Below are 12,966 nucleotides of genomic sequence, written 5' to 3'. Positions count from 1 at the left end.
GGAGAAAAACATATATTTTGTAATCAAAATTAAGACGTTTAACTATACCTCACTTCATATGATGCGTAAATTAACAGCAATGTTTCGCGATTGTTTGAATTTACCTTTTTTGATGCAGGGAGAAACCAATAAAGCGCGATTGTTGTCACAATTTACAGCAGAAGGTAATCTATTATTAATAACCACCAGCAGTTTTTGGTAAGGTGTTGATTTTAAAGTCCATGTTCTTTTTTGTGTCATTATCGATAGATTACCCTTTACGTCGCCTGATGAACCATTATTGCGAGCGCGTATGCAAGATTGTCAACTTGATGGCGGCAATGCATTTTATGATGTCCAATTACCTGATGCGGTACTTAATTTAAAGCAAGGGGTTGGGCGACTTCTGCGTGATGTTAATGATTCAGGGGTTATTATTATTTTTGATAAACGATTAGTATCGCGACCTTATGGTGAAATTTTTTAAATAGTTTACCGCCTTCGCCTAGAAAACGCATTTTGCAAGCGGCGATTGACTTTTTAGCAAAAACGTCCTTAATTAATTAAATAAATAGTGGCGATAACATATAAGTTTTTTCTTATTGATACCTTCCTATTCAATAAAATAGGTTAGTATTAGCAATTATTTAGTCATGAAAATAGCCAGGATCTAAAATATGGCAACCCATATATTAGCGATTGATGCTGCCACTGAAGCATGTTCTGTCGCCCTATGGCGCGATGGAGAGGTTTTTACTCAATTTGCTGTTTCACCGCGGGAGCACACCCAAAAAATATTACTGATGGTAGAGCAGTGTCTTATTGATGCGCATCTCGATTTACAACATATCGATGTTTTAGCTTTTGGACGTGGGCCAGGCAGTTTTACTGGCGTTCGTATTGCTGTCAGTATTGCTCAGGGATTGGCATTTGGGGCTAATTTACCAATGATAGGTATGTCTTCGCTGTTAACTATGGCGCAAGGCGCTTATCGTCAATTAGGTGCAAAAAAAGTACTGGTAGCGATAGATGCCAGAATGGGTGAAATTTATTCTGCTTGTTATGAACTTAAACCAGATGGGTTTTGGCAAGGTGCAGAAAGTGAGGCAGTACTCAAGCCAGAGCAGTTTTTAGACAAAATAAATGGCTTAAGTGGACAATGGGCTATTGCTGGGACAGGTTGGTCAGCCTATCCTATATTAAGAACGACAAATTTAAAGTTATTAAAAAGTGGTATTTCTTTACCTGATGCGCAAGATATGTTGCTGTTGGCTCTGCCAGAGTGGCAAGAAGGTAAAACAATTGACGCTGAAGAAGCCCAGCCCGTTTATTTACGTTATGAGGTTAGTTGGAAAAAATTACCCGGCCGTTGATACTTGTTTAAAATTATTATGCCGTTTTAAGGGGTGGTTTATGAAAATAAAGTTAAACTACCAGGCTGCCATAAAGGTTCCTCTGTTGGCTGCTGTTGTTTTATTAGCTGGCTGTGTTTCAATTCCCGAGTCAATTAAGGGATTAAGGGAACGACACAAACACCGGTTGAAAGTTTATCAGCAGTGCGCGAGGACCCTGACCTTTATATTGGTCAAGAAGGGCGCTTTGGCGGTAAGGTGATCTCTGTTTTAAACAACAATAACCAAACTCGGCTTGAAATAGCAGTGATGCCATTAAGCAAATATGACGCTGTGGCAAGGTTAAATACATCATCGGTAGGACGTATCTGACGTATCTATGCTTATATTGGCCGTTTTTTGGAACCATCAGATTTTAGCGGTCACTATATTACTGTCGTTGGGAAAATTACTGGCATTGAAGAAGGCAAAATTGATTTAGTTTTCTACCAGTATGTCAAGATTGCTGTATCAGGTTACCAACGTTGAAATCAAATGCAATCTTGTTATATTACCACCTTGAGGTTGGGGATTTGGGGATTTGGGGATATGGATCCCCATGGTATCCAAACTATCCTAATTCGCCTTATTATTGGAATTGGGGCCCTTTGGGTTATCCTGTTGGTTAGGCTGAAATACGAACTTATTTAACCGAATAATTATTAGTTTTATCAATCAGTCAGGGTAAATATTTTGCCATATTTACCCTGACTGGTTTTTAGGCTGAGCAGATTTTGCGCTGCTAAAAGGTGAGGTTATGCGCTAATATGATAAAAAGCATTGTTTTTTTGGAAAAAAGTCGAATGATATATAATTAATCTTATATATAATTATTACGCTAATTTTTATAGCTAACTGAAAATTAATCAAAATCTAGAAGCTGATAAATTAGCTTAATTTACACTTATTCGAGATTTAAAATTAAATAGTGATACATATCTCAGCATTAGCACAGAATGGTTCTCAAACTAGTATGCTGAGTTAGTATTATGTTAACAAATTAATTTTTTTCGGTTACTTCACTTAGTTTCAAATCAGGAGTGTTACAGTGAAAAAAATCTGGCTAAAAAATTATCGATTTGATGTACCGGCAGAAATAGGACCGGTATCTGAAACATCATTAGCAGACTTACTAGAAAATACGGTTACAGCATATGCTGATCGTGCAGCTTTCATTAATATGGGTGAAATAATGACCTATCGTAAGCTGCAAGAGCGTAGTCGAGCGTTTGCGGCCTATTTACAAAATGGCTTAGGTCTGCAAAAAGGCGCTCGTATTGCGCTGATGCTACCTAATTTATTACAGTACGCGGTTGCACTTTTTGGTATTTTACGTGCAGGTATGGTTGTCGTTAATGTTAATCCGCTTTATACCCCAAGAGAATTAGAACATCAACTTAGTGATAGTGAGGCTATTGCGATTCTTATCGTGGCAAATTTTGCCCATACATTAGAAAAAGTCGTTTTTAATACGCAAGTTAAACATGTTATTCTGACTGGTCTAGGCGATCAACTTTCTCGGCCAAAGGGGACGATTGTTGATTTTGTTGTTAAATATATAAAACGTCTGGTACCTAAATATTATTTGCCACAAGCGATCTATTTTCGCCGTGTTATGCAATTAGGCTATCGTATGCAATATGTGAAACCTGATATTTCTGGCGAAGATTTGGCTTTTCTCCAGTATACCGGCAGAACCACTGGCTCAGCGAAAGGCGCAATGCTTAGCCATTATAATATGTTGGCAAATGTTGAGCAGGGCAGAGCTACTTATTTGCCTGTTATGCAGTTAGGTAAAGAAATTATTGTGACGGCGTTGCCGCTGTACCATATTTTTGCTTTGACAGTAAATTGTTTGTTATTTGTTAAAATTGGTGGTACTAATTTGCTGATCACTAATCCGCGGGATGTTGCCACAACGGTTAAAGAACTTGCGCGTTACTCTTTTACTGGCATTACAGGTGTTAATACATTATTTAATGCCTGGTTGCATAATGAAGAATTTAGAAAACTTGATTTTTCCCATTTGAATGTTTCTATTGGCGGTGTGGTATGCGGGTACAAAAAACCGTAGCGGAAGAGTGGCAACAACTGACCGGCAAGTGTTTACTGGAGGGCTATGGTTTAACTGAGTGTTCGGCATTAGTGACGGTTAACCCATACAATTTAAGTAAATATAATGTTAGCATTGGCTTGCCTATCCCTTCAACTGAAGTCAAGTTTATTAATAATAGTGGTAATGAAGTTCCAATTGGCCAGCCAAGTGAGATGTTGGTACGTGGTCCTCAAGTCATGAAGGGGTTACTGACGCTCTCCTGCTATGACCGACGAAGTGATGAAAGATGGTTGGTTAGCGACCGGTGATATTGCCAAGATCGATGAAAAAGGCTTTATTAAAATTGTTGATCGCAAAAAAGATATAATTTTAGTTTCTGGTTTTAATGTTTACCCGAGTGAAATTGAAGAAGTTATCTCTCATCATCCCAAAGTCATTGAAAATGCAGAAATTGGTGTGGTAGATGAAAATACTGGTGAAGCGCTCAAAGTCTTTGTGGTATCTACTGATCCTGCTTTGACTGCTGAAGAATTAAAAATCTATTGCCGTCAATATTTGACTGCCTATAAAGTGCCTAAGTTTTTTGAGTTTTGCTCTGAGTTACCTAAATCGAATGTAGGTAAAATTTTACGACGATAATTAAGAGAAGAAGAGCAGAAGAGCAGAAGAGCAGAAGAGCAGAAGAGCAGAAGAGCAGAAGAGCAGAAGAGCAGAAAAAATATCAGTCAGCGACAGAAAATCATCAACTAACACAAACATTAGACAGTTAATTTTGATAAACAGCATCGCTAAAATGGCGGCCAAGAGTGATGTTGTTAAAAATAAATCACAAAGAGAAAGACGTTTTGAATTATCAGTTGATTACCACAGATGCTCAACTTAAGAAAGTTTGTCAAGTAGCAGCGAAGACTAACAAAATAGCTTTAGATACAGAATTTGTACGAGTAAAAACTTATTATCCACAGTTTGGGCTTATTCAGGTATATGACGGTGAGCAACTGTCATTAATTGATCCTATTGCCATTACTAATATGGAGCCGTTTAGAAATTTATTAACAGATGGCAAAGTGACTAAAATCTTGCATGCTGGTAGTGAAGATATAGAAGTATTTTTACATCATTTGGCTTGTGTTCCACAGCCGATGTTAGATACCCAGATTATGGCAGCATTTCTTGGTCATCGCATTTCTAGTGGGTTTGCAAGCTTAGTGAATGAATATTTAACGATTACGTTAGATAAGAGTGAATCACGAACAGACTGGCTTATTCGCCCGTTGAGTGATAAACAGTGTCAATATGCGGCCGCTGATGTGTTTTTTTTATTACCTTTAGCCGAAACACTACTGTCGTTGATTAATCAACTAGGCTATTTACCAGCCGTAACCGATGAATGCCAGCGGATTTTGTTACGTCGACAAGAGATATTATCACTCGCAGATGCATATAAAAGTATTAAAAATAGTTGGCAATTGCGGGCTCAACAGCTTGCCTGTCTTAAACAATTAGCAGCCTGGCGCCTTAATCAGGCTCGACGGCGTGACTTAGCGGTCAATTTTATTGTTAGAGAAGAACATCTATGGAAAATAGCGCGTTATTTGCCTAATTCATTGACACAACTGCATACTCTTGGTTTAACTGGGCAGGAGATCCGCTACCATGGTCAGGATGTGTTGCAAATTGTCGCAAACTCTTGTGATATTAAGGAAAATTCCTGTCTACAGCCGCTTTATCATCTTATCAATCATCCTCAATATCGAGAGGCATTTGAGGCGGTTAAAACTTTAACTAAACAAATTGGTGAACAAGCAGAGTTGAATTCAGAGTTATTAGCTTCTCGACGTCAGATTAATCAACTGCTAGCATTCCATTGGGGGTTGAAAAAATCAGACTATAAGCCCGATTTGTTGGCTGGCTGGCGTGGGCAATTATTAAGTGCTCCTTTAAAGCAATTATTGGAATTATATTGTTAGCTGATTTTTTTATAATGTATTTTTTGTTATCTTTTTATTAATTGAACTAATTAATTGATTTGTAATAAATCTTTGAATTAGTTTGTCTTAGGTATAGTGTAATTAATTTAAAGCTGTATCTTGAGACATGAGATTAAAAATATCTTTTCTTTCTGTGTTTCTCTTTCTATTAATTTAAATAATTTATTTTTTATAACAATATAAATAATTTTATTTTATTATAACCAGGTTATTAAGAGACTGGAATGAAAAAAACTGATATTTGTAATGGCGATAACAATAATTTTTAATAGTTATGCTGATGATCTTCATCTTATAAAAGATAGATTACCAACGCAAAATAAAAAATTAAAAACCAATAATAAATATAAAGATGATGGTACATATATCATTCTTGATGAAAATAATATAAAAAATTTTACTGTTAATATCACTAAATATAAAAGCTATAGTAAATTAAATAGGTTACTATCTGACTCTAGTAATAAAAATAAACCAGTTATTAATATTAATCCTATTGATAATAAAGGAGTATCCCATATTTTTTAACAAAATGGATATAGGCAAAAAAGGGATTTATTTTAATAATAATATTGAGCACAGTGCTAAATTGATTATTGCTGAAATTGATAAAAATGAAAAAACCAGGCTGTTGGGAGAATTAGCTATTCTAGGAACAAAAACAGCTATTCTGGTTGCTAACCAGCAGGGAATTAGTTGCATAAGCTGTTGATTTTATGGCACTAATCTGGTAACTTTTCTGGCTGGCAAAATTAATCTTGAGTTATATGAAAAAATTGATAATTTTAAATTAAATCAATCAATGAATAAGTCGATTAGTTTTCCGGAAATATTAATTTTAATAATATTAAAGATATTGAGGTATTGGCTTATAATAATATTATTAATGCTAACGCGAAAATTAAAGCAGATAGAATAACTTATCGAACAAGTAATATGCCGTTTTTATAGAGTATAAAAATACTAATGATAAAATGATCATATAAATTTATCTTATTTTAAACATTGGTTAGTTGATGATTTTGGTTATTCAAAATTTTAAATAAAAAAAGGTAGTCAATTAAATACTAATGAAATAAATGTTTATGTAACAGGTGGTTCATTTAGAAATGCTGCTGAGATAGATAATAATTTATTATTTTATTTTAATTTTTATAAAGTAAGATATATTAGGGAAGTCATTAATCGAATAACAAAAAATTATCAATTTAATAATCAAATAAAAAGTGAGTAGTAGCTTTTAAAGCAAGCCAGGAAAAATTATCTTATTGTTAATAGGGGAAAAATAATCACAGGTGATTTTGTAAACGTAAATGCTTTTACTAGTGAAATGATAAATAAAGGAAATGGAATTGTTAAAATTAAGAAATGAAAATATTTATTTTAAAGTCATTATTGCACAAGCCCATCATTATTGATGGGTACTTGGTGTTAAAAATTAGCTATTTTATTTTTTTCGTCCGTTTCAGGTAAAGTTACATTTAACTCTAAAACCGAGATATCATCATTTTTTTGTTCAAATTGTACTGTGAGCATTTCTGGATCAATTTGGACGTATTTACAAATGACCTTTAAAATATCACCTTTCATTGCGGGTAGGTAAGCCGGCCTACAGTCATTACGTCGGCGTTCGGCAACAATAATTTGTAGCCTTTCCTTAGCAATATTGGCCCTTGATTTTTTTCGACAGGAAAAAATTTAATAAGGCCATATTTTATCCTCCAAGAAAGCGCTTTAAGAAGCCTTTTTTTTCTTCTTCAATAAAACGAATAGGGCGGTTTTTACCTAAAATTCGATCAACGCAGTCACTGTATGCTTTGCCTGCATCAGATTTGGCATCGAGAATAACACAGGCTCTCATTGGTTAGAGGAACGTAAAACGGATTCATCTTCAGGGATCACAGCAATCAGTGGGATACACAGAATTTCAAGTACGTCTTCCATACTCAGCATATCACCATGAGTGACACGACCTGGATTATAATGGGTAAGCAAAAGTTGCTCCTTGACGGGTTCTGCGCCACGTTCTGCACGGCGTGATTTAGAAGCGATAATACCGAGTATGCGATCTGAATCACGTACAGAAGAGACTTCAGGGTTGGTAGTAATAATTGCTTCATCGGCGAAATAAAGTGCGATCAATGCACCACTTTCAATACCTGAGGGTGAATCGCAGATAATGAATTCGAAATCTAATTTTTTCAGTCCATTTAGCACTTTTCCAACGCCTTCGCGTGTTAATGCATCTTTATCACGCGTTTGTGAAGCAGGAAGTATATGAAGATTTTCAGTCCTTTTATCTTTAATAAGTGCTTGGTTGAGTGTAGCATCACCTTGGATCACATTCACAAAATCATACACTACACGGCGTTCGCATCCCATAATTAAATCGAGGTTACGTAGACCAATATCAAAATCGATCACAACGGTTTTTTTTCCTCTTTGGGCCAGGACGGTAGCGATGGCTGCGCTGGAAGTAGTTTTGCCTACGCTACCTTTACCTGAGGTTACAACAATAATGCGTGCCATGAAGTCATTCCTGTAATAAGGTCTAAATGATATTATAGCTAGGCGACTTTAAAATGATTACAAGTAATTACTCTATATCAGTAAATTTATATTGGAGAAAAACATATATTTTTGTAATCAAAATTAAGACGCTTAGCTATATTAATCGTCAATGCATTATTTACCAAACAAAGTCTAACTGCTTTCCCGATAAAATCTGCAGGAATTTGTTCACTTAACCAAAATTCTCCAGCAATAGGAACTAATTCTGCTTGTAAGTGTGTACAGTAAATTTGACAATCATTATCGCCAGATACGCCAGCAAGTACTCTACCACGCATCATGCCATAAATATGTATATTGCCATCAGCAATCAATTCAGCACGAGCACTAACATTAGCGTTAACAATTAAATCACAATTAGTGGCATATATGCGTTTTCCTGAACGAACATGGGTGGTAATAATACGCGTCTTACCATGTTCAGTGGTAGCGATATTGGCAGTGTTTTTATTTTGGTTTTTTTTGATTTTGACCTTCACTAAGTTTTGACCTTCACTAAGTAAAGGTAGGGCCAATATCAGTGGATAGCCTGGTGCAATTTAGTATTGGTATAGCTAAGCGACTTAATTTTGATTACACCATATTGAGTGCGAAAAAAATATCTATGTCGCATCCGAGCGTTCTTTTTTTGCATTTAGCTTTTGCCCATTTATGTTCAATTGAATTAAGATCTGGTGAATAAGTAGGCAAATATTCCACCATATGCCCCGCATCGATGATGACTTGTTGAATACTCTGTTTCTTGTGAAAAGTTGCATTATCCATCATGATTATACTCTTTTTAGGAAGTATTGGGATAAGGACTTGGGTGATCCATGCATGGAAAAAATCGCTGTTAATATTGATATCAAATAATCCGATAGCAAACAGCGTTGTGCCCAATAAAGCGCCGATAACATTTGTTCTTCCTTTAGCTCCTCAGTGCTTGAGAGCAACACACCGTTGACCTTTCGGGGAATAGCCGTGAGTCCGCGGGGTATCGTTTGAAAAACCACTTTCATCAATAAAAACAATATGCTTGCCTTCTTTTTCATACTGTCGTTTTTTGTTGAAACGTTTGTCGAGTGTTTTTGTCGGCTTTCGGATGACGTAGAGTTTTTTTATAGGTCAATCCCATTTTTTTAAGAGCTTGCCAAATGGCCTTCTGACAAACGCCAAAACGCTCTGCACGCTCTTTTTGGTAAGCATCTGGATATTGTTCAACATCTTTTATCAACTCGGATTTATCGATTTTTCGCTGACGCGTAGTCGATGCTTTTGGCTCTATTTGATTAATCCAACGCGATACAGATGCAGAGCCAATCCGAAATTGCTTCGTTGTTTCTCGGATACTACTCAACCCTTCTTCTTTCATCGTAAATATCACTTTACGTCTAAAATCAATTGAATAGCTCATATAAATAATGTCATCAAAATTAAGTCGCTTAGCTATATAGATAGCTAGGCGACTTTAAAATGATTACAAGTAATTACTCTATATCAGTAAATTTATATTGGAGAAAAACATATATTTTTTTAATCAAAATTAAGACGCTTAGCTATACCTCAAGTTGCAGCCTGTGGACATCACCATTTTTATGTAAGTAAACAGACCAATGGCTGTGAAACAGAAACACAAATGCAATTATTAGATAAAAAAACTTGCTTACAAGAGATTGCCCGTTTACTGGGTGGTAGTGAAGTAACAAAAAACATGCTGGCTAGCGCAAAAGATCTACTTGCTGCTTAAAAACATCCTCAACTTTATTGTATAGTATAGGTCATGGAAAAATGAGGAAAGGTTTTCAATTTCATCAATGTCGATTATTATCGATATTCTGACTCTTAAAGGAATATATGACCATGCGTTGTAAACTGTTAATTGCTGCTGCTATGTCTGTTGTTGTTTTAACAGCGGGTTGTTCTATAGCAGAACGGCTTGTTTACCGTCCTGACATTAATCAAGGCAACTATCTTTCTACCAGTGATGTTGCAAAAATCCAAAAAGGAATGACGCAACAGCAAGTAGCCTATACATTAGGAACACCAATGCTAAAAGAACCGTTTGGCCAGCAAGTTTGGTATTATATTTTCCGTCAACAGCCTGGACATGAAAAAGTTAAACAGCAAACACTAATACTCACTTTTGATCGCAATGGGATTTTAGTTGACATTAAAAATAACGATACCTTAGCAGCACAAAAAGCATCAACACTTATGTAGATGCTACATCACCTTATTGATATTTATTTAAATAAATATCAATAGACTGCCAATTAGGCGACATCTAAATTGGCGGTCAACCTACCTCATTACAAATAGGTTATTAACATTTTTTTTTGGCTTTTTCTGCCCGTTTACGACGTGTCTCTTTCGGATCAGAAAGTAATGGACGATAAATTTCAACCCGATCACCATCAGATAAGATATCGGATAATTTAGCGGGTCGACTATAAATACCGACTTTATTTTTACTCAAATCAATGTCATCTCGAAGTGACAAAATACCTGATTGCATAATTGCCTCTTCAACACTCGCACCTTCTGCTAGCTTGACGTACAATAGAAATTGCCTATCTGGCAATGCATAAACCACCTCAATATTTATTTCAACCACGATAAACCTCGTGAGCACGTTGAGTAAAAGCTTGCAGCATATTTCCAGCCAGTTCTTTAAAAATCCGACCAAAAGCCAACTCAATCAATTTATTAGTAAATTCAAAATTAAGATATAATTCAACTTTACAGGCATTTTCATTTAAAGGTGTAAATAACCAATTACCCATTAATTTACGAAATGGCCCTTTTACCAACTGTATTTGAATACTCTTATTATCTTGCAATATATTATGCGTAATAAAAGTTTTACTAATACCCGCTTTAGCAACCTGAACCGACGCAGTCATTTCATTATTAACATGATGCAGCACCCGACTGCCCACACAACCTGGTAAAAATTGTGGATATGAATCTACATCATTAACTAAATTGTACATTTTCTCCGCACTATAAGGCACTAATGCAGATCGACTAATTTGCGGCATAACCATTCTCACCAAATAAATCAGAAACAATAATAACATTGATATACACTTAAATAAAAATTCTGCACGACAACTTAGTCTAATAAATGCTCACTTAACACCAAATAATAGATCCTTACCGTGCCATTTATTTATACATACAGTATAATCGCCAATTATGATAAAGAAAAAAGCACACAAGCCCGGTTCGGCACCGATTACGTTAAATAAAAGAGCACGCCATGAATACTTCATCACTGAAGAAATTGAGGCGGGCTTAGCTTTACAGGGTTGGGAAGTCAAAGCACTACACGCAGGTAAAGCCAATATTAGCGACAGTTATGTTTTACTGAAAGAAGGTGAAGCTTATCTTTTTGGTGCAACAATTACCCCGCTAAATGTAGCCTCCTCCCATGTGGTTTGTGATCCAATGCGCACCCGAAAGTTATTGCTAAATCAGCGTGAACTAGATTCACTATTTGGTAAAATCAATCGCGAAGGCCACACAGCGGTAGCATTATCCCTTTACTGGAAAAATGCCTGGTGTAAAGTTAAAATTGGTGTCGCCAAGGGTAAAAAAGAGCACGACAAGCGTTCTGACATTAAAGATCGCGAATGGAAGTTAGACAAAGCGAGAATTATGAAAAATGCAGGTCGATAATGAGCTAAGTGCTAGCATTATTAAGTTTTTTCTGATATAATTGATATAATTGATATAATTGATATAATTGATATAATTGATATAATTGATATAATTGATATAATTGATATAATTGATATAATTGATATAATTGAAGTAATAAACTTGGGGCTGATTCTTCTGGATTCGACGGGATTTGCGAAACCCAAGGTGCATGCCGAGGGGCGGTTTGCCTCGTAAAAAGCCGCAAAAAATAGTCGCAAACGACGATAAATACGCACTGGCAGCTTAATAACCTGCGCAAAGCCCTCTCTCTCCCTAGCCTCCTCTCTTAGGATGGGAATAAAGAGAGGTAAAACCTAAAAGAGATCGCGTTGATGCCTAGCCTGGGGTTAAAGCGTTAAACTTAATCAGGCTAGTCTGTTAGTAGTGTGTCTGTCCACAGCTAGCTGGCGAATGTAAAGACTAGACTAAGCATGTAGTACCGAGGATGTAGAAATTTTGGACGCGGGTTCAACTCCCGCCAGCTCCACCAAATTATCTTCTAAGGACATCCAAAGAAGACTAAAAAGCCTGCTAATTCAATGAATTGCGGTCTCTTTATACCCTACGATCTCTAATTTAACCTAATTAAATCAAATTATCTTAGGTACTTTGATAGTTTTTGAGGTACCTAAAAATGGAACATCAATAATAGCAAGACAAACCAAACCCTTATAGATGGGCGACTTTAAAATGATTACAAGTAATTACTCTATATCAGTAAAAGAAATCGAAGTAGCGAAACCTAAAGAGAGTAATTATGTTCTCAATGAGTATTTAATATGGTGGAGCGGCATATTTAACAAGAAAACCAGAAGCGTCATCACGCCACAAAAAATTAACTCAGAGCAAGAATATCAAAGTTATCTTTATCAAATGAAATCCCAAACTCTCCGGTATTACCAAACATGTCAGTTACTTGGGCTTTTACTTGCTTAGAAGCATCGTGCCAAACGGTTTTTCTAGTATTATTTTCCGGAATAATAAATTTATATAAATACATGGTAGGTGTCTCATTTCTGGTATGGGTTCCTTTACCAAAGACCGAAAGTCTATAAAGATACAAGTTATCTTCCAGCAAATAATAGCCATTTATTTCAAAATTGCCTTTCTCGGGATTATACCAAAAATTAACATGTGCTTGCGAGCTATCACCTTTATTTGATCTATGGTTCACTGAACAAGGGTAATCAGGCCCTATAATTATAATATAGCTAAGCGACTTAATTTTGATTATATCATATTGAGTTCGAACAAAATATCTGTGTCGCATCCGAGCGCTCTTTTTTTGCAT

The 12,966-nt window shown here is 35.8% G+C and carries 14 protein-coding genes, 1 other RNA gene and 6 pseudogenes; 12 read left to right on the top strand and 9 right to left on the bottom strand.

Going from position 1 to position 12,966, the window contains the following annotated elements:
- The 7 genes and pseudogenes from ARSQ2_RS05320 to ARSQ2_RS05290 form a co-directional block, all read left to right on the top strand.
- A pseudogene (locus ARSQ2_RS05320) lies at window positions 1–546 on the top strand (ATP-dependent DNA helicase); the annotation flags it as partial.
- Window positions 547–656: 110 nt separating this feature from the next.
- Complete coding sequence (tsaB, locus tag ARSQ2_RS05315; RefSeq protein ID WP_181994611.1) at window positions 657–1,352, top strand: tRNA (adenosine(37)-N6)-threonylcarbamoyltransferase complex dimerization subunit type 1 TsaB; 696 nt, start codon at window positions 657–659, stop codon at window positions 1,350–1,352.
- Between the two features lie 183 nt (window positions 1,353–1,535).
- Window positions 1,536–1,859 (top strand): annotated as a pseudogene (locus tag ARSQ2_RS14745) (Slp family lipoprotein).
- Between the two features lie 559 nt (window positions 1,860–2,418).
- Window positions 2,419–4,065 (top strand): annotated as a pseudogene (fadD, locus tag ARSQ2_RS05305) (long-chain-fatty-acid--CoA ligase FadD).
- A 206-nt stretch (window positions 4,066–4,271) separates the two neighbouring features.
- Window positions 4,272–5,396 carry a ribonuclease D gene (gene rnd / locus ARSQ2_RS05300; RefSeq protein ID WP_181994614.1) on the top strand — a complete coding sequence of 375 codons (1,125 nt, stop codon included), beginning with the start codon at window positions 4,272–4,274 and terminating at the stop codon, window positions 5,394–5,396.
- A gap of 267 nt (window positions 5,397–5,663) precedes the next feature.
- Window positions 5,664–5,945, top strand: a complete 282-nt coding sequence (locus ARSQ2_RS05295) for a hypothetical protein (protein ID WP_181994610.1) — start codon at window positions 5,664–5,666, stop codon at window positions 5,943–5,945.
- Between the two features lie 4 nt (window positions 5,946–5,949).
- Window positions 5,950–6,129 carry a filamentous hemagglutinin N-terminal domain-containing protein gene (locus tag ARSQ2_RS05290; RefSeq protein ID WP_181994609.1) on the top strand — a complete coding sequence of 60 codons (180 nt, stop codon included), beginning with the start codon at window positions 5,950–5,952 and terminating at the stop codon, window positions 6,127–6,129.
- A 719-nt stretch (window positions 6,130–6,848) separates the two neighbouring features.
- On the opposite strand, the pseudogene minE reads toward ARSQ2_RS05290, so the two are convergent.
- The 6 genes and pseudogenes from minE to ARSQ2_RS05265 form a co-directional block, all read right to left on the bottom strand.
- Window positions 6,849–7,128 (bottom strand): annotated as a pseudogene (gene minE / locus ARSQ2_RS05285) (cell division topological specificity factor MinE).
- A 3-nt stretch (window positions 7,129–7,131) separates the two neighbouring features.
- Window positions 7,132–7,946, bottom strand: a pseudogene (gene minD, locus ARSQ2_RS05280) (septum site-determining protein MinD).
- 86 nt (window positions 7,947–8,032) lie between these two features.
- Window positions 8,033–8,503 (bottom strand): septum site-determining protein MinC, encoded by a 471-nt coding sequence (gene minC, locus ARSQ2_RS05275; RefSeq protein WP_420837742.1) that lies wholly within the window; start codon window positions 8,501–8,503, stop codon window positions 8,033–8,035.
- Window positions 8,504–8,561: 58 nt separating this feature from the next.
- Entirely contained in the window at window positions 8,562–8,870 is a 309-nt protein-coding gene (locus ARSQ2_RS05270) for a transposase (RefSeq protein WP_202880382.1), read from the bottom strand.
- Entirely contained in the window at window positions 8,759–9,022 is a 264-nt protein-coding gene (locus ARSQ2_RS11910) for a hypothetical protein (RefSeq protein WP_202880381.1), read from the bottom strand. Before ARSQ2_RS11910 ends, ARSQ2_RS05270 begins: the two co-directional genes overlap by 112 nt.
- Window positions 9,019–9,384 (bottom strand): IS630 transposase-related protein, encoded by a 366-nt coding sequence (locus tag ARSQ2_RS05265; RefSeq protein ID WP_181994608.1) that lies wholly within the window; start codon window positions 9,382–9,384, stop codon window positions 9,019–9,021. The genes ARSQ2_RS11910 and ARSQ2_RS05265 overlap by 4 nt, the downstream gene beginning before the upstream one ends.
- A 59-nt stretch (window positions 9,385–9,443) precedes the next feature.
- Between ARSQ2_RS05265 and ARSQ2_RS13660 the strand changes: the two genes are divergently transcribed.
- The 3 genes and pseudogenes from ARSQ2_RS13660 to bamE all read left to right on the top strand — a co-directional run bounded on the left by ARSQ2_RS13660 (window position 9,444) and on the right by bamE (window position 10,190).
- The gene (locus ARSQ2_RS13660) at window positions 9,444–9,575 is read left to right on the top strand and encodes a hypothetical protein (protein ID WP_255487468.1); all 132 of its coding nucleotides are present in this window, start codon (window positions 9,444–9,446) and stop codon (window positions 9,573–9,575) included.
- Window positions 9,529–9,717, top strand: a pseudogene (locus ARSQ2_RS05260) (DNA repair protein RecN); the annotation flags it as partial. The gene ARSQ2_RS13660 and the pseudogene ARSQ2_RS05260, both read left to right, overlap by 47 nt.
- Window positions 9,718–9,830: 113 nt before the next feature.
- A complete protein-coding gene (bamE, locus tag ARSQ2_RS05255; protein ID WP_181994612.1) occupies window positions 9,831–10,190 on the top strand; it encodes an outer membrane protein assembly factor BamE in 360 nt (119 codons plus the stop codon).
- Window positions 10,191–10,293: 103 nt separating this feature from the next.
- Here bamE and ARSQ2_RS05250 read toward each other — a convergent pair whose 3' ends face one another.
- Window positions 10,294–10,584, bottom strand: coding sequence for an RnfH family protein (locus ARSQ2_RS05250; protein ID WP_181994607.1), 291 nt, complete (start codon window positions 10,582–10,584; stop codon window positions 10,294–10,296).
- Window positions 10,577–11,011, bottom strand: a complete 435-nt coding sequence (locus tag ARSQ2_RS05245; protein WP_202880383.1) for a type II toxin-antitoxin system RatA family toxin — start codon at window positions 11,009–11,011, stop codon at window positions 10,577–10,579. Before ARSQ2_RS05245 ends, ARSQ2_RS05250 begins: the two co-directional genes overlap by 8 nt.
- A 157-nt stretch (window positions 11,012–11,168) precedes the next feature.
- Here ARSQ2_RS05245 and smpB point away from each other — a divergent pair, with 157 nt between their 5' ends.
- Window positions 11,169–11,651: an SsrA-binding protein SmpB gene (smpB, locus tag ARSQ2_RS05240; RefSeq protein WP_181994605.1), complete on the top strand. Its 483-nt coding sequence runs from the start codon at window positions 11,169–11,171 to the stop codon at window positions 11,649–11,651.
- Window positions 11,652–11,797: 146 nt separating this feature from the next.
- Window positions 11,798–12,165, top strand: a transfer-messenger RNA (tmRNA) gene (ssrA, locus tag ARSQ2_RS05235).
- A 345-nt stretch (window positions 12,166–12,510) separates the two neighbouring features.
- Here ssrA and ARSQ2_RS05230 read toward each other — a convergent pair.
- Window positions 12,511–12,966 (bottom strand): hypothetical protein (locus tag ARSQ2_RS05230; protein WP_181994604.1); only part of this gene is annotated, 456 nt, incomplete at its 5' end.

Origin of the sequence: Arsenophonus endosymbiont of Bemisia tabaci Q2, from assembly GCF_902713415.1 — a bacterium.
In the GTDB taxonomy this organism is placed as follows: Bacteria; Pseudomonadota; Gammaproteobacteria; order Enterobacterales; family Enterobacteriaceae; genus Arsenophonus.
Note: the sequence above shows the minus strand (reverse complement) of the source record. Positions and strands in the feature narration are given on the sequence as shown.

Coding starts and splice junctions, on each gene's coding strand:
- ARSQ2_RS13660 (WP_255487468.1), top strand. CDS start 9,444: ATGATTACAAGTAATTACTCTATATCAGTAAATTTATATTGGAGAAAA.
- bamE (WP_181994612.1), top strand. CDS start 9,831: ATGCGTTGTAAACTGTTAATTGCTGCTGCTATGTCTGTTGTTGTTTTA.
- ARSQ2_RS11910 (WP_202880381.1), bottom strand. CDS start 9,022: ATGAAAAAGAAGGCAAGCATATTGTTTTTATTGATGAAAGTGGTTTTT.
- ARSQ2_RS05245 (WP_202880383.1), bottom strand. CDS start 11,011: ATGCCGCAAATTAGTCGATCTGCATTAGTGCCTTATAGTGCGGAGAAA.
- smpB (WP_181994605.1), top strand. CDS start 11,169: ATGATAAAGAAAAAAGCACACAAGCCCGGTTCGGCACCGATTACGTTA.
- ARSQ2_RS05265 (WP_181994608.1), bottom strand. CDS start 9,384: ATGAGCTATTCAATTGATTTTAGACGTAAAGTGATATTTACGATGAAA.
- ARSQ2_RS05295 (WP_181994610.1), top strand. CDS start 5,664: ATGGCGATAACAATAATTTTTAATAGTTATGCTGATGATCTTCATCTT.
- ARSQ2_RS05290 (WP_181994609.1), top strand. CDS start 5,950: ATGGATATAGGCAAAAAAGGGATTTATTTTAATAATAATATTGAGCAC.
- tsaB (WP_181994611.1), top strand. CDS start 657: ATGGCAACCCATATATTAGCGATTGATGCTGCCACTGAAGCATGTTCT.